Below are 21,266 nucleotides of genomic sequence, written 5' to 3' on the forward strand. Positions count from 1 at the left end.
GGAACATGGCATTGCCGACGGTCAGTGGGGCACCTGGGGTTTCAATATCAGGAAGTGACACCTAGTCTGGGACAGAGCCGATGGCCGCGACATTTGCGGACCCAACCACCGGTTCGTGCGTCTTATAACTCTGGTCTTTGGGGGAACCTTGAGTGATCCGGAATACCCGCAGCAGCAACAGCCGCGCGTCTTCGATACTTCGTTCAATTACATGACCGACACCCCTCCAGGGACTGACCCGGACAGTGGCAGTCCGAATCTCCGGGCGGACCACGAGCTGCTGTGGACCAAGACGCTGAACTCCGGCGTCCTGTTCGAACCGACCGCGCCGCCGAAGCGTACGGACGGCTACCTCATCTTCACCGACCCCTCCAGAGCGATGCATTGGTACGGCAGTGACGCCATCACCCACTCCTACACCGGCCGGGCACGTACGGCGTCTCTGGCGAACGCCATCGCCTCGCTGAATGAGGAGCAGCGGGCCCGCTACCTGAAGCCGCCGTACACCATCGGCAGTGCGATGATCTGGCCCGTCAGGAAGAAGGACCGGCCCACGATGAACCAGGCGAGGGGGCTCAGGTCGCTCATCGCCGACCGGATGGATCTGACCCTGGAGTGCATCCGGCGTCATTACGCAGGAGAACCGGAGAGCCCACTGGCCAATGTCATCAACGCGTACGCGGACTTCTTTGCGTTCTTCGACGGATTCAAGGAGTTCGTGGACTTCTTCCACTTTCAAGACCTCGTGACGCCCGACTACGAAGAGGTTCGGTTCTACCTGCCCTTCGACAACTTCAAGCGTTCCGGGATGCCGGCCACAAAAGACGAGTACGTAACGTACCGGGAGGCCACGCTGGAGTTCATCTCGGCACGGAACCGTCGGATGGCCGCTTGGGTCATGGAGAACCACCCCGGGATTGAGGTACGCCATACAGACTGACTACCCAGCGACGTCGCAGGGTCAGTCAGGGTCATAGTCCGCGCATTGAAGCCATAGGGGGATTCATGGAACTACCAGCCATCCTGAAAGACGAGAACGTCGAAGCCGCAGCCGAACTGCTCCGGCGCTACTACCTTGAACCGTCCACAAAGACGGGGCTGCTCAGTACCGGCAGTTACTTTGATGAATGGGCGAACCGCGGCGACAACCCGGAGGTGAGGGACAGGATCACCGACAGCGACGCTGTCGCCGTGTCCATGCTCAGCGTCAAAGTGCCGGCCCAGGCCATCATCGGACTGCAGGAGAAGCTGTTGTCGGCGAATATACGGGATCTCCTGGCTGATATACCCACCGACGTGAAGATGAGCGACCTCACGGTCGCGGAAGCAGAAGCCACTCTCGGGGAGGGCAGCCCCTCATGGCTGCTCTGGCAGGAGCTGAGACGCACACCCAAAACGCGCTGGGATGTCGGGGCCACCACAGCCAGCAAGATCATGGCGAGGAAGCGACCGCATCTCATCCCCATCTGGGACAAAGTAATTGGGGCAGTCGTGGGCAAAGACAGCTCTGAAGGCCAATGGCTGAATTGGCACAACCTCTTCATGGAAGACCCCGACCTTGCTGGACGATTGGGGCGCATTCACAAGCTTTCTATGGTCCAGACACCCATTTCCGAACTGCGCATCATCGACGCCATCCTGTGGCGCTACGGCAAGGACCATGGCATCAAGGGCGGGCGATCCGGCAAACTCGGAATCACCTGAATCCCGCCAGTGTCAGCCATGCCACGAGGAACCTGGTCGCATAGCGGGCCAGCGCCCGCGCCAAGTTCGTAGCCGGCCAAGGTCTGCTGACTATAGAGCTCCATCGCCTTTCATCATTTGCTGCGCCAAACGAATCGGATCGTTGGGGTCCTGGGCCGACACAATTTCATTAAGCTTCGCTGTTAGGTATGCGAGAAGCTCGCGGTTCCACTCCAGTGGCGACCCGTCAAAGGAAATCGGTCGTTCTCTGCCCGCATTCTGAATGGCACAAACGACCAGACCGTACATCTCCTGTGTGGAGTCGAGGATGAAGTCCTTTAGGGCCGCGTGTTCGGATGCGCCCAGATCACCCTGCTGCTGGTGATGATTACTGTGTTGAAGCAAGCACAGGCTTTGTCCCGCGTATGAAATGTACTTCTCAATGAGCCATTGACCATCCACTTCGTCATTGGTCATGTAGGTCCTCAAGGAGTACCGGTAGAGCATGGGTTGAAGGTACTGCTCCATAAGCGGCCACAGCATCCGGGGGTTGTTGCCGTTTTCAAAGTACCTAAACGACAGCTCTTCCATGGCGGCGTCAAAGGCTGGCAGAGACCGCGCATCCGCAAGGTCAGGTATTCGGACGGCAGGCCTTGAATCCTGGATATGTTTGGGCTCCGGGCGCAGCGGTATGTGGTCCGTTGACGTATTGTCCAGGCTGGGAGTCAGGGCTTTATCAATAATCCGAAGTAGCTCGGATATACCCTCCATCGCCTCGCCGTAGAGGTTTGGTGGGAGCCCTTCCAGCCAGACCGCGATGCGCATTCGATTGCCGTCACGGAACCGGAGCGAGGCAATGAGATTGTTCGAAGGCCCTTGATAGTCGATATGGCTGAGCGCCGGAGCGGACGAGGCGGGCATCAATATGGAGCAGGCGTTGAGTTCTCCAAGCTGAGCAAGTATGGGGCTCCCTTCGGCAGGGTCATCCGCCAAGAGGTCGCTTTCCTCGAAGAATCCGATTACACCGTCCTTTGTAATGAGCCAGCCATCCCATCGCCGCTCTTCTGCCCCTTCCCCAGATACGTAGGTAGCAGGGAGCATTACTCGATCCCCGAGGAAGGACAGGTCGACTGTCTCGAAGTAGCGGTCCGCTCCTTCCGCCATCGCTTTTACTTCGCGCTCCGCTGTTCCTGCCGGATACCCAGCATCGAATACAGCGCCGCCGGCCGCGCCGAATACCCGATCACACATCTCCTGGACGAGAGCTGCCCTGGCGAAGGGATCCTGGTCGTTCTTGAGTTGCTCCTCGTACTTGCTGATCAACCAGGCCGCTTCTGCTCTTCCAACTATCGGTTGGGGAATACCGGGGATCCTGCTGTTACGAGGCAAGTAGGCTACCTGTCCCATAGCGATAGCAATCGCAGGAGGCACACCCAGAGCCTCAAGTCGACGTCGGACATCATCGGCTGCGCCGTCCAGGATTCTCCCCATGGTCATATGATCTGACCCCAATGGTTCAACGACAACCCTAAGCCGAGAAACTCCCTGCCTTGACAGCGGCCGAAACCATGTCTGGTGGAGACGGGCCCGGCGGGAAGAGACCTGGTGCGAAGGATTGCCCCCGTCCCGCTCGGTTTGGTCGTGTTGCCTGTAGGCTGCAGATCAGCACGAACCCGGTGAACGCACTCGACGACACACAATTCCTCGCTGATACCGTGGAAAGAGGGCAAATGGTCTCCTTTTGAACATGTGTGAGTCGGGGGAAGCATGACGGAATGGAAGCCGGGTTGGTGGGCACGCGCGTTCAGAGGTGCCGGGTCATGGGTGCTGTCGATCCGTGAGGGCCGCCTGCGCGTCTGCGGAATCCCCCAGGAGGTGGACGCTGATGTCATCGACGTCCTCGGACTCGCAGTCGATGCAGGCTCAGGGCAGCTCATCGTCACTCTCGTCCACGGGACGGAGACGGTGCTCAATGGGCTGTCTCGTCGCGCAGTGCGTGAGGTCGCCGCGGCGTACCACTCCGAGCTCGATGAGCGACGGCATCTCGCCGCCCTGCTCTCAAAGGCTGAGGAGCAGGGCGAGACGGCGCGCCTGTGGTGGTCCCGGGTGCAAGAGGTGATGAACCGACCCCGGTGGGCGGACCAGGACACGATCGCCGCGCTCGAGGGCTCCCGTCCGGACGTCGCTGTGTGGCTGGCTGCCGACAGCGATCCGAGGCTCTCCGGGCTTCCCAAGGGTAAACGTGAGGACCAGCGTGCCGCAGTCGACGCCTGCCGCACCACTGACTTGTCAAGGTGGGCTGCCCAGCGGAACGAGGCGTTCCTGGAGTGGGAGAAAAACGAGTTGGCGGACTTCTTCCGCAAGGTCGAGAAGTCGCCGTTGACGGAAGAGCAGACGAGGGCGACGGTCTGCTTCGACAACCGGGTGCGTGTTATCGCGGCCGCGGGCTCCGGGAAGACGTCGACGATGGTAGCCCGCGCCGGGTATGCGATCCGGCGTGGCATCGCCCAGCCGACGGAGATTCTCGCCCTCGCATTCAACAAAAAGGCAGCCGGTGAGCTTTCGGAGCGGCTCTTCTCCCGCCTCGGCGATGATGGTGCCGGCGTGGCGTCGAGCACGTTCCATGCCTTCGGGCTGCGTATCATCGGCGAGGCCACTGACCGCAAGCCGTCCCTTCCCGATGACCTGACCGCGGACAACGGGATCGGGCGGCTCGCGAGGATCGTGGATGTCCTCCGCGACCAGGACCAGGCCTTCCGGCGGGACTGGGACCTCTTCCGGCTCGTTTTCGGCCGGCAGCTTCCGGATCTCGGTGATGAAGCCGATCCTGAGAAGTCGGACAGGAACACAGGTATTAACGGCTTCGGCACTCTCGCTGGAGAGGTCGTCAAGAGCCAGGAAGAGGTGATGATCGCCAACTGGCTCTTCCTCAACGGCGTCCGATATGAATACGAGCGACCCTACGCGCACGACGTTGCGGACGCGCACCACCGTCAGTATCAGCCGGACTTCTACTATCCGGACACCGACGTCTGGCATGAGCACTGGGCGCTCGGTTCAGACGGCAACCCGCCGCCACATTTTGACGGGTATGCCGAGAGTATGGCGTGGCGGCGTCAGACCCACAATCGATACAGCACAAGACTTATCGAGACAACCTCGGCAACCATCCGGGACGGGTCCGGGTTCGAGCACCTCGAACAGGAGCTCCGCCGACACGGAATCCAGCTCGAGGAAGACCCCTACAGGGAGGCACTCGGGGAACCGCCGATCAGCGACCAGGCGATGCTGGCGCTGACACGGTCCTTCATGTCACACGCGAAGGGCAACCGCCTCACCCCTGATCTGCTGGCGGAGCGGGCCGGCCGGACTTTGCGGGCCAGGCTCTTCACTCGCCTGTACGGCGTCGTCCTCGCCGAATGGGACAGCCAGCTCCGCGCTGCGGGCCAGATCGATTTCGAGGACATGCTGAATCTCGCCACCGATCACGTAGAGTCCGGCCGGTGGATGAGCCCTTACCGGCTCGTCATGGTCGACGAGATGCAGGACACCAGCGCTGCCCGTGCGGCGCTGGTGAGGGCGCTGATGAAGACTCCTGGAAACTACCTGTACGCGGTCGGCGACGACTGGCAGTCCATCAACAGGTTCGCGGGCTCAGACCTCAGTGTGATGACCCGCTTCGATAATTGGTTCGGGACAGCGTCCACCATCTGGCTGGACCGCACCTTCCGGTCCCCGCAGTCCCTGTGCGATGTCGCCGGTGGGTTCGTGATGAAGAACCCCAATCAAATCTCCAAGAACGTCCGATCTTCAGCGCCGGAGACTGACGAGACGGTGTGCGCCGTCAGTGTACGGGAGCGCAGCCACTACGGATCGGTCGTTCGGCAGCACCTGACAACCCTTGACTCAGAGCTCACTGAGCCGGCCACTGTGCTGCTGCTCGGCCGGTACTCCCGGTCCAAGGACGATGTCATCTCGGCGCTGGAAGCCAGATACGCCAACCTGACCATCGAGTTCAACACCGTGCACGCCTCAAAAGGAAAGGAGGCAGACTACGTCGTTGTGCTCGGCCTTGAGAGGAACGGATTCCCCAGCATTGTCGAGGATGATGCTCTCCTGCAACTGGCCATGGCCGCCCCCGACTCCTACCCACACGCAGAAGAACGACGCCTGTTCTACGTCGCACTGACCCGTGCCAAGCGCTCAGCGCTCCTGGTCACGCGCGCCGGTAGGGAATCAGCGTTCCTCCTCGAGTTGGCCGGAGATCGTGTCGTCAAGATCCGATCCGCGACAGGCGACGATATCACCCCAGTGGTCTGCCCGAAATGCAAGAAACACACGATGAGGGAACGCAAAGGGCGCTACGGCCGGTTCTTCGGCTGCACCGGGTACCCGACCTGCAAAGGAACGATGAAACTCGCCGATAGTTAGGGACAAGGATGCCTTCCATGTTCCGAGGCGCACGTTCTACGCTTCGCGATTTTTTGGCCGGCTGACGAGTCCGACCCACGTGGTCGGCCAAGCCGAGCCTTGCGGAATGCAGCACTTGCAGAGGCCATCATCACAACGATACGCAGACCACGCGGGTCGCCACCCTTAAAAATGTATGCTTTACGGGTGCGAGCCGTTGCCTATATCCGCAGATCCAAAGATCCCACCGAGGGCAACGCGTCGCTCGTCGACCAGCGTGTTTGGATTATGGCGGAAAGCCGGAAGCACCACCACACGGTCGCCAAGCACGACATCTTCGAAGAAATCGTCAGTGCCTACCGCGACCGGCACCGCCCCGAGCGCGACCGCCTCGAAGGGGTCCTCGCCGAAGGCGACGTCAAGGCGCTCTACGTCCGGGACCTTGACCGGCTGGCACGGCGGTTGATGGACACCGCCCGCATCGTCGACACCTGCAACCGCCACAACGTCACGATCTACACCCATGACCGCGTGTTCGCCCCTCGATCGCCCGACACCATCCTGCTGATCTCCGTCCTCGGCGGCCTGGCGGAGACCGAGGCGGCGACCACGAGCAAGCGGCTGAAGCGCACCGCTGAGAACATCCGCCAGAAGGGCGGCTGGAACGGCCCTGCGCCGTACGGCTGGATGCGGCCCGAGCAGCGCAACGCCGACGGCGTGAAGACGCTGAAACTGCACCCGCAGGAGAGCAAGACCGTCCGCCGCATCGTCGAATGGCGGCTCGACGGACTCTCCGTCGCCGAGATCGTCCGGGAGCTCAACCAGCAGGGCCTGACCAACCGCGAGGGCCGGCCGTTCCAATACCGCGCCGTCGCCTCGCTACTGCGCCATCCGCTCCTGGCCGGATACAATTCCCTGACTGCCAAGGCCGATGGACGCAGCGGCGGCCCAGGTCCGGACTTCCGCGACACGCGCAAGATCGTCATCGACAAGGATGGGCGTCCGGTCAAGAGTCATGAGGCGGTCTGCACGGAGGCCGAGTGGGAAACCCTGCGCCTGCTGATGAAGCCCCAACCGCTCAAGCGGACCCGGGCCCGCGCCGGAGGCCTTCCCCTGGTCGGCCTCGTCTACTGCGCCGGCTGCGGCACCAAGATGACCAGCAACAGGTCGATGGGTGAGTCGGGATCGTACGTGTGCAACGGACGGATGCGCGGCGCTAACTGCCCCGGCGTTGCAATCAACAGGGAAGCCCTGGAGCGCTTCATCCGCGACGTCGTCGCCGGATCGCTCGACAGCCCCGAGGTGATGGAGCTGCAGGCCGAGAGGCTGAACCAGGCCGCGGAAGGGAGCGCGAGCTCGGAGTTGTCCGAGCTCCACGAACAGGCTGATGCCCTGGGGGACTCCATCCTGATCCTGCGGGCCCAGATCAACACCGCGCCGGCCAGCGCGATGTCGGCACTGCTGAACCGCATCGGTGAGGAGGAGGCCCTCAAGGGCCAGATCGAGATGCGGATCTCGGAGAAGACCGAGGGGCGACCGAGGGCGATCCCCGACATCAGCGGGGCCGAGTTCCTCGAGCTCTCCGAGACGGAGCAGAAGTCGATCATCAGGGCCTTCCTCCGCAAGGTCGTGGTCTACGCCGACGACGGAAAGCGCGGGTCGGTCAAGGGGATGTTCGGCTCCCAGGGCACGAACCTGAGCCGGATCGGCTTCTGGTATCTCGGCGAAGCTGACGACCAGGAGCCGCGCCGCGGGGGCGGGTACTCGCTCATGCCCTCGAACGGCAGCTACCAGTGCCCCAAGTGCGAAGAACCCCGGACGTTCCGCTACCGGAACAACCTGCGCCACCACAAGAACTACGCGCACCCGCAGCCAGTGCCGTGTCCTGAGTGCGGCCAGGAATTCCCTTTGCCCGGGCTGCCCAGCCACCGCCGCAACAAGCACGGGGTCAAGGGCTCACGCCAGTCCTGGAGCTGACTCTCGGGGACTAGGCGGCCCGACGGCGACCCAAGCGCGCAGGCTTGGCAGCCTCAGCTGCCTCCGCCCGCCGGATGGCCACCGAGGCCGCCACGGCGGCTCCGGCCTTGATGGCCTCCACCGGGATCGGGCGGACGGCGATCGCGGCTGCAGCTGCCGCCGAGATCTGCACTGGCCTGCGCGGGGAGGCAGATGCAGACGAAGCCACACCGCGTTCAGCGGTGGTGACCTGTCCTGCCATGACTGCCTGCCTCAGATAGCTGTGCCTTGAATGCCTATCGGCACTCTATCAACTAATGAGTCAGAGGATCAATCGAATGGAATCTGATACGAGTCGAATCGTCACACTCGGGGATGAGTCGACGAGATGGAGCGGGCTCAGGCCGCGGCAGCCCCGGTGTCGCTGATCCCGGCCAGCAGCCACTGCTCGGACAAGGGGTCGCGGCGCAGCTCGAAGGTTCGCAGCGCCGAAGTGGACGTCAACCGGACCTGAACCTGCCAGTGTTCGACGCTGATCAGGTCGCCGCTGCCCACCGGTGCCCGCTTGGCGGTGTTCCACCAGTCGGCACGGGTGAACCAGTGCACAGGTTCCGCGGCCACGGCCCAGATCCTGCCGTCATGCCTGACGGCCAGGGGAACCCCCTTCGCCGTGAAGCGGACCTCCACTGGAGCGTCCAGAGGTTTGCTATTTGATGCTGTTGCTGCCACGGGTCCGCTCTCCAAGATTCCTGTTCATCATTTCTTCCCGGCGGGTAACCGCCGAACTCCACACCCAGGTCCGGTACGTCACCGGCCCGTCCTTCCATGTCACTTCGACCGCTTTCGCTGTCCAGGCGAAGACCTCGCCGTCCACCAGTTCTGCGCTGTTCGGGAACCGGATCCATGCCTTGACGGGGATTCCGGGATACCCGTTCTTGGCCGGGAAGTGTTCGAAGTCGAGCTCTTCCACGGTCAGCCCGATCGGGCTGGCCCGCCGCGCATACTGCGCTTGCAGTGCAGCGGCGAACTCTTCGGAGGACATAACACAACCTTAGAACACATATTCGAATAGGCGACCCACATAGATGGCGGCTACGGCCGGCCGCCTCGCTCCCGGGAATCACCGTTGGTCCTGTTTTTCGATCCCCTGGGCACCAAGCTATAAAAGGGCTCCGACAACGTCCGGAACGGACTGATCCTGGTCCGCTGCCGGCTCGGCACAAAACGGCGCAGTGTCCGACAATGGGGACATGCCAGCTGCTTCTGCCCCCTGCACCGTCCACCACCTCTACTCCACACCCGGTCACCTCCTCCCCGCGTGCGGTGTAACCCCCGGCCCCGACGGGTCCGAGTGGCACACCGGACACGACGCCGGGGTCCTGCAGGCGTTCTCCGCGCAGGGATCCGCGTGCTGCTCTCTGTGTCTGGAGTTGTGCCTGTCATCTCCTGACTGACATGTGCAAGGTGGTACAGGTGGTACGTGGTCTGCCATACTGGTAGAGAAAACAGGTATACGAGTGGAAATCCTGCTCAGCCCCGGCTGAGCAGATCGTCCGTCCAGGCGGGCGCGGATAGTCCAGCTTCGGCTCCCGGGCATGGCCTGGGAACGGGGGCTCGGGGAAACAGTTCTGAACTGTGGAGCCGAGACGCTGGACCTTCCGAACACTCATTGCCTGGACACAGAGCCAGGACGACAGGACCGACCAGAAGGACGAGAAGACCATGGACATCACCAGGACCGCACACGTGACGCGGACGAAGCTGGCCGCGACCGCTGCAGCCCTGGCATGCGCCGCGCTCGTGCTCAGCGGCTGCAGCAGCTCCGGCGGGGACGGGCGGTACTTCGCCACCTCGGAAGGACAGAACGGCGACATCGTCGTCGTGGACGGTGACCAGATCACCTACTTCGACACCGCCAGCCGCCAGGACCTCGCCTGCCACTCCATCAACTCCGTCCTCGACGACCCGAAGGCGGCCGCGGCGAAGGGCGAGCTCAAGGACGCCTACACCGTCCGCGGCACCGGCAAGATCAACGAGTCCAAGTCCTCCGTGGACTGGACCGAGGCTGGCCGCAGCACCACCGAGACCGGCTCGATCAGCTTCGGCAAGGACAAGTCGACCATGGAGTTCGTCTTCTCCAACGGCGTCAACGACGTCGTGCTCGTGCCAGTCGACAGCGAGCAGGGCAAGGCCGTCAAGACCAAGTACTGCGGCTGAGGAGGCTGACCCCTTGACTGCCCCGATCGACCTGCAGTACCGGAGCCCCGTGGACCACGCGTCCGCGGGGCTCTGCTTTTTCTCTCCCAGGACGCGCCCGTGCGCCAGACAGGATGCAGGAGGTCGGGCATGACGCTCATCGGACCGATCAGGTACTACAAGGGGCGGGTGGCGTACCCCTGCGACGAGCAGCTGCGCACGGCAAGAGCCACCTGGGATTTCGACGACATCCGCCGGCCGACGGACGATGTGGACTGCACGCACATCCAGCTGATCGAAGTCTCCGGCCGCAACGCGGGGGAGCGGCGGCAGCTCGAGGAGGAGAAACTCACACGCTTCTTCGACTACATCGGCACCCGGGCCGGCTTCCGGGTGCTCACCCACCAGAAGAAGCCGGACTCGGCCACTTCGGCCTTCGTTTCGCACGAGATCGTCTACGTCATCGAGTCCCGGCCGACCAGGGGGTACGCCAAGCTCACCCTGCGCTCGGAGCTGCCGCGCAGCGGGACCGCCGGTGCCGTCTCGGACATCTTCAGCGCCGAGGGAATCGACCGCATCTCGCGGATCTTCGACAAGGGCCCCCGGAGGGATTGAGGCCGGTGCTGCAGTACGACTGCCGCCCGACGGGAAAGGAAGACCCCATGGACATCACGTCCACGGGGTCTTCTTGTGTCTGACTGGCTGGCAGTCCCGTATGAGCCCTACAGCCGTCCGCCCTTCAGGCGCAGCGCCCGGTACTCCTCGATCGTCTCCGGCGGCCGTCCGTACTTTGGCGCATGTGTCTCGACGAAATCGATCTCGGCCCAGGTGTCCCGGTGCCGGACCCGCGACCTGGCCAGCACCGCAAGCGCGGTTACTGAAACGACCACGTTGGCCAGCCACCACAAGATGGCGATGAGGACCGCCGCCTGGACCAGTCCCCGTTCAGAGGAGCCCGTCTGTGCTGCCACGGCCGCCAGGGCCGTTGAACCACCCAAAGCCATGCACCCGAGCAGGAGCCCGGCCACCCAACCCTCCGTCGGCACCCGCCGGCGCGCCAGATCAGCGGGGCTGTCGCGATGGCGGACCAGCCGCAGCGCCTCGCGCAGGAAGAACACAGCAGCCAACGCGGCCAGGCAGTTCACCGCCAGCTCGCGCGCTCCCTCGAGCCACCAGCGCCCCGAGTGCCACCAGCCCAGCGGAAACTCGTCGCGCGCCTTGCCTCGCAGATTCATCCGTTCCATCCTTTCCCCCGTGGCAGGCAAAGGGCGGCGCACGCCTTGTCGGAGTGCGCCGCCCTCATCACCAACGATCAGTTCTTCGGGTCCTCAGCCGGCTTCCTCCGCGACACGGGACCGTCCGTGCGCTTCGGAGCCGGATCCGCCGTCCGCCGCGGCTGGGCCGGAGCCGGCTGCGACGGCTTCGGGGCCGGGGCCTTCGGAGCCGGGGTGGGAGCCGAAGCCTTCGGAGCCTGAGCCGCCGGTGCCGATCGACGTCCGCTGCGTGGAGTCGGCTGGACACCCTGGCTGCCCTGAGCGCCTCCGGCAACCCGGCCACCGACACGGGGCTGGATAGGAGCAGGAGCAGGAGCAGGAGCAGGAGCAGGAGCAGGAGCAGGAGCAGGAGCAGGAGCAGGAGCCGGGGCCTGCGGACGCTGACCGGACTGGCCCTGCGCCTGCGCCGGAGCGCCGGTGCGGGGCTGGATCGGAGCCCGGTGGACACTGCCCTGGCCGGTCGGAGCCTGGACCGGAGCCTGCGGGCTGCGGCGCTGACTGCCGCTGGCCTGCGGGATACCCGGTCCCGCCTGCACAGCACGGGAGCCGGAACCCGCGTTGGCCTGCGGCTGCTGGCCTTCGGCGGCCCGCGTCGCCCGGGTGCCCGGAATCCCCGGGACCGCTGCGACGACGGGGTTCACCTGCGCGGGCCCGCCGGTACCAGCGGTGAAGCGCGGGCCCTGGCCCGAGGAGGCCGGAGCCGCCTGCTGTCCGGTGCCGAACTGCGTCGGTGCCGACTGGCCGGCGTCCGCCTTGCGGCCACCGCTGGTGTGCGCACCGCTATCGGTGCCGCCCGTGAGCCCGTCCCGCTTCTGACCCTGACCCTGGCCATGGCCCGGCTGCCCGGTACCAGGAGCACCCTGCGCGCCGCCGAGCCCATGGCCGCCCCGCGAGGAGGGACCCTGGCCGGTGCTGTAGCCGAGGTTCGACAGGCCGCCCTTGCCGCTCAGGGTCTGAGCAGTCTCCTTGTCGGAGCGGGAGCTCCCCGCCTTGCCTCCCGTGAGCTGCAGAGGACCGCCCTTGTCGCCGGGACCCTCGGGACCACCAGCGGACGGACCACGGCCGCCGCTGTCACCACCACCGCCGGGAACCGGACCGGGGCCGGCGGGGCTGCCGCCGTCGGGGCCGGCTTCCGGACCGTCGTTCGGACCGGCGGCCAGGGCCAGTGGGCCCTTCCCGGCAGCAAGCGACTTCTGCTCGCCGTTCAGGCCGCCGGCGTTGGTCGACGAGCCCTTGCCGCCACCCGGGGTGCCGCCGGGCTTCGTGGCCCCGCTGCCGCCGAGCTTGCCGCCGACGCCGGAGGCGAGCTTGTTGCCCATGGCCATGCCCGCTCCGGCCCCGGCTCCCGCAGCCAGCGCGGGGAGCATGCCGCTCTTGTCCGGCTTCGGTGCGGTGTTGGTCTCGAGGAACTTGTCCACGAGCTTGGTGAACACCTCGTCCATCGCCTGCAGCACAACCTTGCGCACACGCAGGAGCGCCAAGGTGATGCCGATGATCAGCAGCGAGGAGATCAGGGTCAGGATGACCACGATGATCCCGCCAAGCATGCCTGAGCCCCACAGGCCGTCCTGGGACATCCAGGCCGACACGGGCCCGGAGATGATGTCCGGGATGGAGATCAGCAGCTCCGAGACGAACTGGTAGATGAACAACGTCACCAGCACCTCGAGGATCAGTGCGACGGAGTAGACGATCACCTTGCTGATCGCGGCGATCGCGCCCAGCGTGGCGAACGGCACCGCGGCCACGAGGCTGAAGGTGCGCTTGACCGCGCCCACCAGCATGCCGATGGCGTACCAGAATCCGAGCAGGACCATGCTGCCCAGGACGACCCCGGCGTTCTGCCAGTACATGAACTTCGCCGGGCCCGTACCGACCTGGCTGACCGCCATGTGGTCCTCGCGGGTCAGGCCGCTGGTGACGTTGTTCGAGCTGTACATCGTCATCGAGTCGGGGCCGAAGCCGGTGTTCAGGTAGTTGTACGCCGACAGCGCCGACATGTTGCAGGAGACCGGGGCGTTGTCCGCCCAGACTGAGAACCCACAGCCGTGCTTGGTGCCCTGGGTCGAGAAGCTCGTCGTGTTCCCGCCCGGGTTCGAGGAGGTCAGGCCCTTGCCGCCGGCCGCCAGCACCGGGTGGTTGGTCGGGATGTAGTCCGACTCGCCGTGCCCGCCGAAGTTGTCGCTGTCACCGTAGGACTTCTTGTCGATGAACCACTCCTTCTTCACGTCGCTGTTGACCGGCAGGTTGGTGATCGCGCTCTTGATGCCCGACTCGAAGTCCGACGCCGATGTAATCTGGCCCGAGATGTAGCTGTTGAGCATGCCGAAGGTCTCGCCCACGGCGTTGAAGTCACCCGCCGGGCTGCCATCCATGCCGACCAGGCTGTTCTTCCAGGCCGTCTCGGCATTGGTCGCACCGGGGCCCACGCTGATGTCGCGGAAGGTCGAACCGTGCGCCTGCTTGTTGATCGCCAGTGCCGTCGTGCGCACCGACATCATCGCGTTGTTGCTTGCCTGGCCGTTGTCCCAGGCGATAACGGCCTCATCGGGAACGCCGAGACGGTCGTTCATCATCCAGGCCTCGAAGTCCACGTACGTGGAGAGCACCACACGGGTCGGGCCGGCGTGCTGGCCCAGCAGCGAGTCATCGAACTTGTCCAGGACGCCGGTGTACATCGAACCCATCAGCGGAAGGCCCACGCCAATGAAGACGACGCGCACGACGAGCTTCTTGATCGCCGAGCCGCGGTCCATCTTCTTGAACAGCACCAGGCCAATAATCAGGAACCCGATGAAGAGCGGGACCAGCGCCTCCCAGGCGATGGACTGCAGCAGGCCGTACCAGCTTGCGATCCAGTGCTGCAGGCCCGCCAGGGCACCGCCGCCGGCCTGGCCACCGGTCATCCCGTCGGCGAGGTCCTGCTGGTGCGCGCTGTTCGTATTGCCGCCGGAGTCCGCGACGCCTGCGACCGCCTGGTAGAACCACATGAACGGGTTCAGCACCTTCAGCAGCTGGATGATGAGATAGAACAACGTGCCCACGGCCAGCGCCATCGCGTAGAGCAGCCAGATCGCGCCGCCGCCGATGAGCGACAGGATCTGTCCACCGATGCCCGAGGACATCGTGTCCAGGCCGAGGTCGGCGTTGGCCGCGCCGAAGTGGGCGTAGTCCACCATGCCGGAGTAGACGTTCTTGCCGCTGCCGCTGGCTGTCGCATTCAGCGTGTCGTACCCGATGGTCTGCGTGGAGCCCGTCGCCTCGGCGAAGAGCCAGCCGACTACGTTGAAGAGGCTGAATTCGGAGTCGGCGTAGCCGAGCATGTCGCCGCCCGTCGCCGGGTCGGCGGTGATCGCCCGCCAGTCCTCGTTCATCCGATCCTCGGGCTTGTCCTTGCCTTCGGGGGAGTTCTCCTGACTGAAGTACGTCGAGGCATTCGACGCCAGCTGGTACAGCGAGTAATTGTCGCGGTCCTCGTCGTCGGCAGCGTGTGCTGACGGCGCGAACACCGTCATCAGCAGCGGCACAACCAGTGCCACGAGCAGCGACAGAGCAAGGACGCGCACCAGCCCGCCCCGGGCAGTCGCCGCGGCCCGGGCCCGCGCCGCGAGCGTGATGGTCCCGTTCATCTTTCCCTTCCTGTCTGTCGTGTCCGTGATGGCCGTCATGACTTGCCCAGCTTCCGCGGGGCGGTCCCGGCCTTCTTCATGGCCTTCCTGCGGTCGGCCCGCGCCACCTGGTCCTCAGAGCGGTCCTCCTCGGACTCGACGCTCTGGCGGGCGCTGGTGAGCTTCGCGCCGGGTGCCGGCTTGTCCTTCATCAGCTGGTCCATCCGGGCCGCCTCGTCGGCCTTGGCGGCCTCCAGGCGAACCTGCCTGCGCTGGGCCTCGCGGAAGGGGTTGATCCCCAGCGCGAGGTCGAGGTGGAAGACCACGTTCGACACGTCCCGGCGCAGGTAGGTAAGGTTCTCGCCCTTGGTCGTGATGAGCTGGGCGAGGTCCGGCGGGATCTGCTGGTGCAGCTGCTTCTGGTACTCCGCCACCGTGCGGTCGCGCATCGGCCCGAAGAGCGTGTAGTCCGCGGCGTCGAACTTGTTGAAGTCCGAGTCCGCGAGCATCTTGTCGACGTCGTTGTAGCTGTAGACCACGCGGCCGCCGCGCTCGTGCATGTGGTCGAACTGGTCGCGCAGGTACTTCTTGACGCGGTCGTCAATCTGCTCGGTGCCGTGGATCACCACGGTGTCCCCGAGCCCGAGCTTGCCGACGGCGAAGCCGACGATGTTGACCAGCTGGGCCATGGCCACACCCTTGCCGCGGCGCATCAGCCGCGAGAAGTCGTAGACCACGCGCCGGGCATCCCGGACCCCGTCCACGGCCGATGCCGTGTGGTTGTTGAACAGGTCGCCGTTCGTGCTGAGCATCGTGTTCGCGATGCCGCGCAGCACGTTGTACGCGCGCAGCTGGTCGGGGTCGGTCTTGCTTGAGTTCAGCAGGGCCTTGTGCGCGGTGTCGAGGTACGAGACGAACATCTGCAGCCGCGGCACCTGCTGGTGCGGGATGTTGACCACGCGCAGGCGGTGCCGCTGGTCCTTGGCGTTGTGCCGCCACATGCCCTGCTCGACGTAGAAGTCGGTCGCCGTGTCCTCCAGCGCAGAGCGGATGATCGAGCCGATTGCCCCGTCCGTGGTCTCGTAGAGCTGCTCAAACATCAGCTTGAGCTTCTCCATCTGCGCTGCGAAGACCGTCAGTTCGTCGTCCTCGTCGCCGAACAGCTCGAAGGGGTTGACGTCACCGCGGTTCAGGTCCACGCGCGAGGTCAGCCGCTCGAAGTTCGGGCCGAGCTTGTCCAGGTCCGCCCCGTCCAGCACGAGGTGGACCACCGAGCCGTTGCCGAGCATGCAGGCCTGCGAGATCTTCGAGCACCACATGTTCGACACACGCTGGCGGTCCAGGTACTCGCTCAGGGTCGCGTCTGCCACGACAACGTGGTGCTCGTACCGGTTCACGTCCATGAGTACGGCCGAGTTGTTGACGTCGCCGACCATGTAGCCGACGTACTCGCCGCCCCGGTCGTTCAGGCCGTTAGTCACCAGCGAGTACGAACCCGCGAGCTCGGTCGAGGTGAAGTGGAAGCCCTTGCCGCGCTTCTTCTCGTTGTTCTTGAACAGGCCCGAGAGTTCCTGGCGCTGCTCGCCGGCGTACGCGGCAGCCTTGAGCGTGCCGAAGCGGTCGATGTACAGGCGCGTGACGCGGTCGACCGAGTCGTCCAGCGTCTCGAGGTCCGGAGCCTTGAGAAACAGGCGGTTGTGCACCGACAGGTAGCTCGCGCCGTCCTGGATCTCGCCGATGGTGACCTCCAGGTCAGAGGAGATCTTGGCGGCCTTGCGCTTGGAGGAGGTCGTGCCGGTCTCCTCCTGCTCGTTCGCGTCAAGGCGGTCGAGCTTCTCCGACTGCTTGGTGAACGAATCCACCCACTTCTCGTCCATCCGGCGCACCTGCTCCAGGACGACCGCGGTGACGCGCTCGTCGAGCCCGTCCGGGATCCGGTCGATGCCCCAGAACGCGGCGAAGTTGTCGTGGGCGGCGTCGTCGTGGAAGAACGCGAGCACGCACGCCACGGAACCGTCGACCTCGAAGTAGTCGGAGCGGAAGACGTACTTCTCCCGAGGCTTGAGCGCCAGCAGGTGCGGATACGAGTCGAACCGGCCCTCCAGCTTCTTCATCTCCTGGCGGCGCTGCCACCAGTTCTTCTTCGGCTCGGCCACCTCGGCCGGCTCAGCGGCGACCGCCGGCGCGGTCACCTCAGACGGCTCCGCCGTCCCGCCCGTGGCGGGATCGGCGTCGAGAGCGGCCTCCAGTTCATCCACGCCCGGCACGGCCGTCGCGTCCCCGCCCCGGGGCTTCTTCCCCGGAATGCCCAGCTGCGCGCGGGCCTTCGTCATCAGCGCCATGTCACCCTTCGTCCTTCCTTTGTTCGTCCAGCTCGGCCCGGTCAGTTCAGTGAGGCCTTGAGAGAGTGCAGGTCGTCCTCGATGCCCTGGTAGAAGACCCGCAGCATGGGCTCGGTCTCCTCGCGGTCGAGGACCGTAGCCTCCTTGATCATCAGCGCGGACCCCTCGACCTCGGACTGCAGCACCATGTGCGCCCGGCGCAGAGCGTCAGCGCTCTTGCCCTTGAGCAGCAGGTACTGGTGGATCGAGGTGAACTTGCCACCGACGTGCTGCGTGAGGATGTCATACTGCTCGTTCTGCAGCTCGATCAGGTCAGGGTCGCGGACCTCGAGGGCGTGGTTGCGGTGCTCGAGCGAGGCCACCTGGTGGTAAATCCGCTGCGGCTCCTTCGTGGTGACGAAGGACCACTCGCAGTTCGTGTCGATCTTGCGCCAGAAGGCGTCGACCCGGTCCAGGATGCCGATGCGGTCCTCGTCGAAGAGCAGGTACGACGCTGAGCCGACGACCAGGTAGACCTGCCCCTCACCGCCGTCGGAGAAGTGGATCCGGCCGTCCTCCTCGATGCCGTCGATGCCGACGATCGAGTAGAAGTCGCTCGGGTCCGAGCTGCGGCGGGTGAAGACGTTGCGTGCCCGGGACGGGGCGTACGCCAGCAGGGCGGGCACGTTCATCGCCCGCAGCTCCTTGGTCTTGGTCATGCCGCCGAAGTAGACGATCAGTGCCAGGCCCCAGATGACGAAGAGCGTGATGAACACCGGTCCCGAGCTCGCCACGAAGGTCTGCGTCACCGCCCACAGCAGCGCCAGCGCGCCCCCGCCGAAGAAGAACAGCTGCTTGATGGGGGAGGGCTTGGCCGCCCAGCCGCCCTTGCTGAGCGTGATCTCGTGGTCGAGGAACGACCTGTTGAGGCTCGTCGGCACCTTGTACGAAATCTTCGCCATGAATCTCTCCCTGCTGCCACCACCGATTTGTCTGCGCCTGTCCGAATGCCCTCATAGACGAGGGATACATGACTACTCTACCTTAGATAGACCTATCGAATCGAGCGTGATTGACGCACGAATGGCATCGCCCAACGGACTCGGACATGCGATCCGATGCCGTTGGGCGATGCCATGGCGTGCTGATGTACGTGGACGGGCAGTCTATCGGACTGACCTCCGAATAATCATTCAGGAGCGAGTCTGCGCAACCTCAGCCGAAGGAGGGGACGAGCTTCCTCTTGCCGCCCTCGTCCTTCCAGGCCAAGGTCGCGTCGAACTTCTTTCCCTTGCTCGAGGTGAAGCCCGTACCCTTGATCGTCTTGCCCGCGGCCAGTGCCGCGAGCTGATCGTCGGTGAAGGCAACCCCGCACCAGCTCTTCGGCGGGGAGTCCAGTGAGGCCTCGAAGTCAGGCACGATCTTCTTACCCTCACCCTTCTTCTCCTCGCGGAAGAAGACCTTGCACTGGAAGCGGTTGCCCTTCTTTGAGACGAAGTCGCTGGACTCGACGCCCTCGCCAGCCATGAGGCGGTCGATCTCCTCGGGCGTAAAGGTGTAGTGGCACCAGGACGCCGGCGGCAGCGCGTTGCCGCTGGCATCGCGCCGGCCGAAGCCTAGCTTCTGGAACCCGACGAACTTCCGGCCCTTGAAGGTGCCCTCGTCAAGCTCGCCGAAGACCTCGTAGGCCTTGCCCGTGGTGCTCTTCGCCGAAAACTCGATCGTCTCCCCGGCCAGCAGCCGGGCGACCTCGTCGTCGGTGAAGCGGTGGCCGCCCCACTCACGCGCGAACACCACATCCTTGCCCGTCTTGGCCCAGGTGCCCTGCGCCCGCTCCTTCCGGGTGACGGCCTCCTCCTTGAGCCCCAGTGCGGAGCGCATCGTCGCGGCGTTCTTCTGCATGGTCACGATGTCCTCGCGCACCCAGTCGGCCACGACCGCGAGGCGGTCCTCTGCGCTCGGGCCGGTGCCCGCGGCAATCTCCTTCATATCGGCATAGACCTTCTCGGTCAGCGCCAGATCGCCGATCCGGGTCCCCGGCAGGAGCCGCCAGCTCATGTCCCCGGCCTCGGCGAGGGTGAGCTTGCGGCCCTTCTCCAACAGCAGCGGGTACTTCGTCTTCGTCGAGGTCACCTCGGAGTACGTCGAGGTCCGGGTGGCACCCGTACCCACGTCGCGCTTCTCCAGCTGCTTCATCAGCCACTTCATGCTCGGGTGCTCGGGGCGCTTGTTCGCACCCTCGAAGACGAAGGGCTTAGCGTTGGTGCCCAGGCCCTTGGCCGACTCGTTCTCGTCACCCTCGGCGGTGTCGTCGCCGGCGTCCGGATCGAACACCGCCTTCCAGCCCGCCGACAGCGGGACGTTGGCGATGCCCACGAAGTCCGGGTAGTCCTTGACGTGGCCCTTCTGCTGCTCGTAGATGTAGTCCTCGGCGATCATCGCCAGGTAGTTCTTGCCCAGCGTCTCGTAGATCAGGCGGCCGGCCTTGCCGAAGCGCTGCTCGACATCGTCCAGCGAAGCGGGCACCTTCGGGCCCGGCCGGTTCGCACCGTGCGCGCCCTGGGGCTTGACGTGCGTCTTGCGCGGCTGGCGGTGCGTCAGGAGCTTCACGTCCACACCCACGACCCCGGCAATCTTGTCCACCAGGGGCGCGAGCTCGTCGAACTGCTCGGGCGTGATCGTCACGTCGGCAGTGCGCGGGTAGCTGACGGCCTGGGCCTCGTACATGGACTGGTAGGTCGAAAGCACGAGCTGGGCCTTGATCCCCTTGCCCACCAGGAGCGAGGACAGTGCGGCCAGGTCCAGCAGCTTCGGTGGCGCGGTCTGCTTCGTCGCCTTGCCGTCGAGCACAACGGGGGAGGGGCCGTACTGGTTCGGCACCTGGTCCTTCTGGTCGAACCGCGGCTCCTCCGGGTTCGTGTACATCACGTCGTTCTCGTCACGGAACCGGTTCTGGAAGAACGGCTTCTTGACGTAGTCGTTGTATGCCTTCAGCTGGTCGCCGACGAGCTTGACCATCGCCGACTTCAGCCGGCCCTGGCGCAGCACCGTGTCCTGCCCGGACTGGCGCGCCATGTTCGTGGCGATGCGGGTGAACTGCATCGAGAGCAGGTCGAACTGTGAGCGGTAGCGCGCCTTGCGGTACTCGTCGAAGTCCAGGAGCGACGGAATGACCTTGCGCGCGGCGAAGGCCTTCTGCAGCGAGGCCGGAGCCTCATCAGTGAAGTACATGCGCGACCACTTGCCCGGCTTCAGCCCCAACTCGAGGAAGGCATTGACCGCGATCATACCGCCCTCGCCCGTGGGGTCGAGGTCGGTGGCGATCACGATCTCGTCGCACTTGCCCAGGGTCCGCTTCACGTCCTGGGCGACAGAGCTCGCGTTCTTGATCACCTCCAGGCTCCAGTCCAGCTGCTGAGGGTCCCAGGGCAGGTTGCCCAGGTCCCAGGTCCGGTACTTCCCGGCCACGTCCGGATCCGCCACCATCCGGTGCGGATCGACGAACTCGTACAGGTGCCCCCGGGCGTGGGCGATGACGAACTGCTCCCCGTTGTACGTGCCGTTCATGCCGCCGAGGGATGCAGCGAAGTGCCGCGCCGCGCTCGGCTTCTCGGTGAGGATCCCGACAACCATCTTGACTCCCTTTCGTCGGTGACTCATAAACCAGTCGACTCATAAATCAGTCACAAGTCTATCGACAGAACGAGTCGAATGGCGAGTCTGAGCAAGTCGCATAGCGAGTCAAGTGGGAGCGGCGAGACCCGCGCCGGCACGCCCGTCAGAGAGGGCCTGGATCATTCACGGCGACCCCGGATCGA

General features: G+C 64.8%; 15 protein-coding genes. 6 read left to right on the forward strand and 9 right to left on the reverse strand.

The annotated features are described in order from the left end of the window. The first annotated feature begins 115 nt into the window (after nucleotides 1–115). The gene (locus EU811_RS13060; protein ID WP_238703404.1) at nucleotides 116–940 is read left to right on the forward strand and encodes a DUF6994 family protein; all 825 of its coding nucleotides are present in this window, start codon (nucleotides 116–118) and stop codon (nucleotides 938–940) included. Between the two features lie 65 nt (nucleotides 941–1,005). Further along, the gene (locus EU811_RS13065) at nucleotides 1,006–1,704 is read left to right on the forward strand and encodes a DUF6308 family protein (protein WP_142938816.1); all 699 of its coding nucleotides are present in this window, start codon (nucleotides 1,006–1,008) and stop codon (nucleotides 1,702–1,704) included. 90 nt (nucleotides 1,705–1,794) lie between these two features. On the opposite strand, the gene EU811_RS13070 is transcribed toward EU811_RS13065, so the two are convergent. Further along, a complete protein-coding gene (locus EU811_RS13070) occupies nucleotides 1,795–3,174 on the reverse strand; it encodes a hypothetical protein (RefSeq protein ID WP_142938817.1) in 1,380 nt (459 codons plus the stop codon). 276 nt (nucleotides 3,175–3,450) lie between these two features. Here EU811_RS13070 and EU811_RS13075 point away from each other — a divergent pair, with 276 nt between their 5' ends. Both EU811_RS13075 and EU811_RS13080 read left to right on the forward strand, forming a co-directional pair. Continuing rightward, on the forward strand, nucleotides 3,451–6,114 hold the full coding sequence (locus tag EU811_RS13075) for a UvrD-helicase domain-containing protein (protein ID WP_142938818.1): 2,664 nt from the start codon (nucleotides 3,451–3,453) through the stop codon (nucleotides 6,112–6,114). A gap of 186 nt (nucleotides 6,115–6,300) precedes the next feature. Next, nucleotides 6,301–8,070 carry a recombinase family protein gene (locus EU811_RS13080; protein WP_160147644.1) on the forward strand — a complete coding sequence of 590 codons (1,770 nt, stop codon included), beginning with the start codon at nucleotides 6,301–6,303 and terminating at the stop codon, nucleotides 8,068–8,070. Between the two features lie 10 nt (nucleotides 8,071–8,080). Here the strand turns inward: EU811_RS13080 and EU811_RS13085 are convergent, their stop codons facing one another. The 3 genes from EU811_RS13085 to EU811_RS13095 form a co-directional block, all read right to left on the reverse strand. Next, the gene (locus EU811_RS13085; protein ID WP_142938820.1) at nucleotides 8,081–8,311 is read right to left on the reverse strand and encodes a hypothetical protein; all 231 of its coding nucleotides are present in this window, start codon (nucleotides 8,309–8,311) and stop codon (nucleotides 8,081–8,083) included. Between the two features lie 137 nt (nucleotides 8,312–8,448). Continuing rightward, nucleotides 8,449–8,778: a hypothetical protein gene (locus EU811_RS13090; RefSeq protein ID WP_374111515.1), complete on the reverse strand. Its 330-nt coding sequence runs from the start codon at nucleotides 8,776–8,778 to the stop codon at nucleotides 8,449–8,451. Then, nucleotides 8,756–9,091, reverse strand: coding sequence for a hypothetical protein (locus EU811_RS13095; protein ID WP_142938821.1), 336 nt, complete (start codon nucleotides 9,089–9,091; stop codon nucleotides 8,756–8,758). The genes EU811_RS13090 and EU811_RS13095 overlap by 23 nt, the downstream gene beginning before the upstream one ends. Before the next feature lie 593 nt (nucleotides 9,092–9,684). Between EU811_RS13095 and EU811_RS13100 the strand changes: the two genes are divergently transcribed. Both EU811_RS13100 and EU811_RS13105 read left to right on the forward strand, forming a co-directional pair. Further along, nucleotides 9,685–10,266: a hypothetical protein gene (locus EU811_RS13100; RefSeq protein WP_071416348.1), complete on the forward strand. Its 582-nt coding sequence runs from the start codon at nucleotides 9,685–9,687 to the stop codon at nucleotides 10,264–10,266. A gap of 129 nt (nucleotides 10,267–10,395) precedes the next feature. Further along, entirely contained in the window at nucleotides 10,396–10,860 is a 465-nt protein-coding gene (locus tag EU811_RS13105) for a hypothetical protein (protein WP_142938822.1), read from the forward strand. Between the two features lie 107 nt (nucleotides 10,861–10,967). On the opposite strand, the gene EU811_RS13110 is transcribed toward EU811_RS13105, so the two are convergent. The 5 genes from EU811_RS13110 to EU811_RS13130 all read right to left on the reverse strand — a co-directional run bounded on the left by EU811_RS13110 (nucleotide 10,968) and on the right by EU811_RS13130 (nucleotide 21,081). Beyond that, complete coding sequence (locus EU811_RS13110) at nucleotides 10,968–11,480, reverse strand: hypothetical protein (RefSeq protein ID WP_142938823.1); 513 nt, start codon at nucleotides 11,478–11,480, stop codon at nucleotides 10,968–10,970. Between the two features lie 77 nt (nucleotides 11,481–11,557). Beyond that, nucleotides 11,558–15,187 (reverse strand): hypothetical protein, encoded by a 3,630-nt coding sequence (locus tag EU811_RS13115; RefSeq protein ID WP_142938824.1) that lies wholly within the window; start codon nucleotides 15,185–15,187, stop codon nucleotides 11,558–11,560. Beyond that, nucleotides 15,184–17,469: a hypothetical protein gene (locus tag EU811_RS13120; protein WP_202979317.1), complete on the reverse strand. Its 2,286-nt coding sequence runs from the start codon at nucleotides 17,467–17,469 to the stop codon at nucleotides 15,184–15,186. Before EU811_RS13120 ends, EU811_RS13115 begins: the two co-directional genes overlap by 4 nt. A gap of 41 nt (nucleotides 17,470–17,510) precedes the next feature. After that, complete coding sequence (locus tag EU811_RS13125) at nucleotides 17,511–18,410, reverse strand: hypothetical protein (RefSeq protein WP_142938825.1); 900 nt, start codon at nucleotides 18,408–18,410, stop codon at nucleotides 17,511–17,513. Between the two features lie 253 nt (nucleotides 18,411–18,663). Next, the gene (locus EU811_RS13130) at nucleotides 18,664–21,081 is read right to left on the reverse strand and encodes a type IA DNA topoisomerase (protein ID WP_142938826.1); all 2,418 of its coding nucleotides are present in this window, start codon (nucleotides 21,079–21,081) and stop codon (nucleotides 18,664–18,666) included. Between the last annotated feature and the right edge of the window lie 185 nt (nucleotides 21,082–21,266).

This window comes from Arthrobacter sp. TS-15, from assembly GCF_006964045.1.
GTDB lineage: Bacteria > Actinomycetota > Actinomycetes > Actinomycetales > Micrococcaceae > Arthrobacter.

What these genes read in the sequence shown, in the direction of transcription:
- EU811_RS13065 (WP_142938816.1), top strand. Translation starts at nt 1,006, where the DNA reads ATGGAACTACCAGCCATCCTGAAAGACGAGAACGTCGAAGCCGCAGCC.
- EU811_RS13070 (WP_142938817.1), bottom strand. Translation starts at nt 3,174, where the DNA reads ATGGGGAGAATCCTGGACGGCGCAGCCGATGATGTCCGACGTCGACTT.
- EU811_RS13075 (WP_142938818.1), top strand. Translation starts at nt 3,451, where the DNA reads ATGACGGAATGGAAGCCGGGTTGGTGGGCACGCGCGTTCAGAGGTGCC.
- EU811_RS13085 (WP_142938820.1), bottom strand. Translation starts at nt 8,311, where the DNA reads ATGGCAGGACAGGTCACCACCGCTGAACGCGGTGTGGCTTCGTCTGCA.
- EU811_RS13095 (WP_142938821.1), bottom strand. Translation starts at nt 9,091, where the DNA reads ATGTCCTCCGAAGAGTTCGCCGCTGCACTGCAAGCGCAGTATGCGCGG.
- EU811_RS13105 (WP_142938822.1), top strand. Translation starts at nt 10,396, where the DNA reads ATGACGCTCATCGGACCGATCAGGTACTACAAGGGGCGGGTGGCGTAC.
- EU811_RS13110 (WP_142938823.1), bottom strand. Translation starts at nt 11,480, where the DNA reads ATGAATCTGCGAGGCAAGGCGCGCGACGAGTTTCCGCTGGGCTGGTGG.
- EU811_RS13115 (WP_142938824.1), bottom strand. Translation starts at nt 15,187, where the DNA reads ATGACGGCCATCACGGACACGACAGACAGGAAGGGAAAGATGAACGGG.
- EU811_RS13120 (WP_202979317.1), bottom strand. Translation starts at nt 17,469, where the DNA reads ATGGCGCTGATGACGAAGGCCCGCGCGCAGCTGGGCATTCCGGGGAAG.
- EU811_RS13125 (WP_142938825.1), bottom strand. Translation starts at nt 18,410, where the DNA reads ATGGCGAAGATTTCGTACAAGGTGCCGACGAGCCTCAACAGGTCGTTC.
- EU811_RS13130 (WP_142938826.1), bottom strand. Translation starts at nt 21,081, where the DNA reads ATGGTTGTCGGGATCCTCACCGAGAAGCCGAGCGCGGCGCGGCACTTC.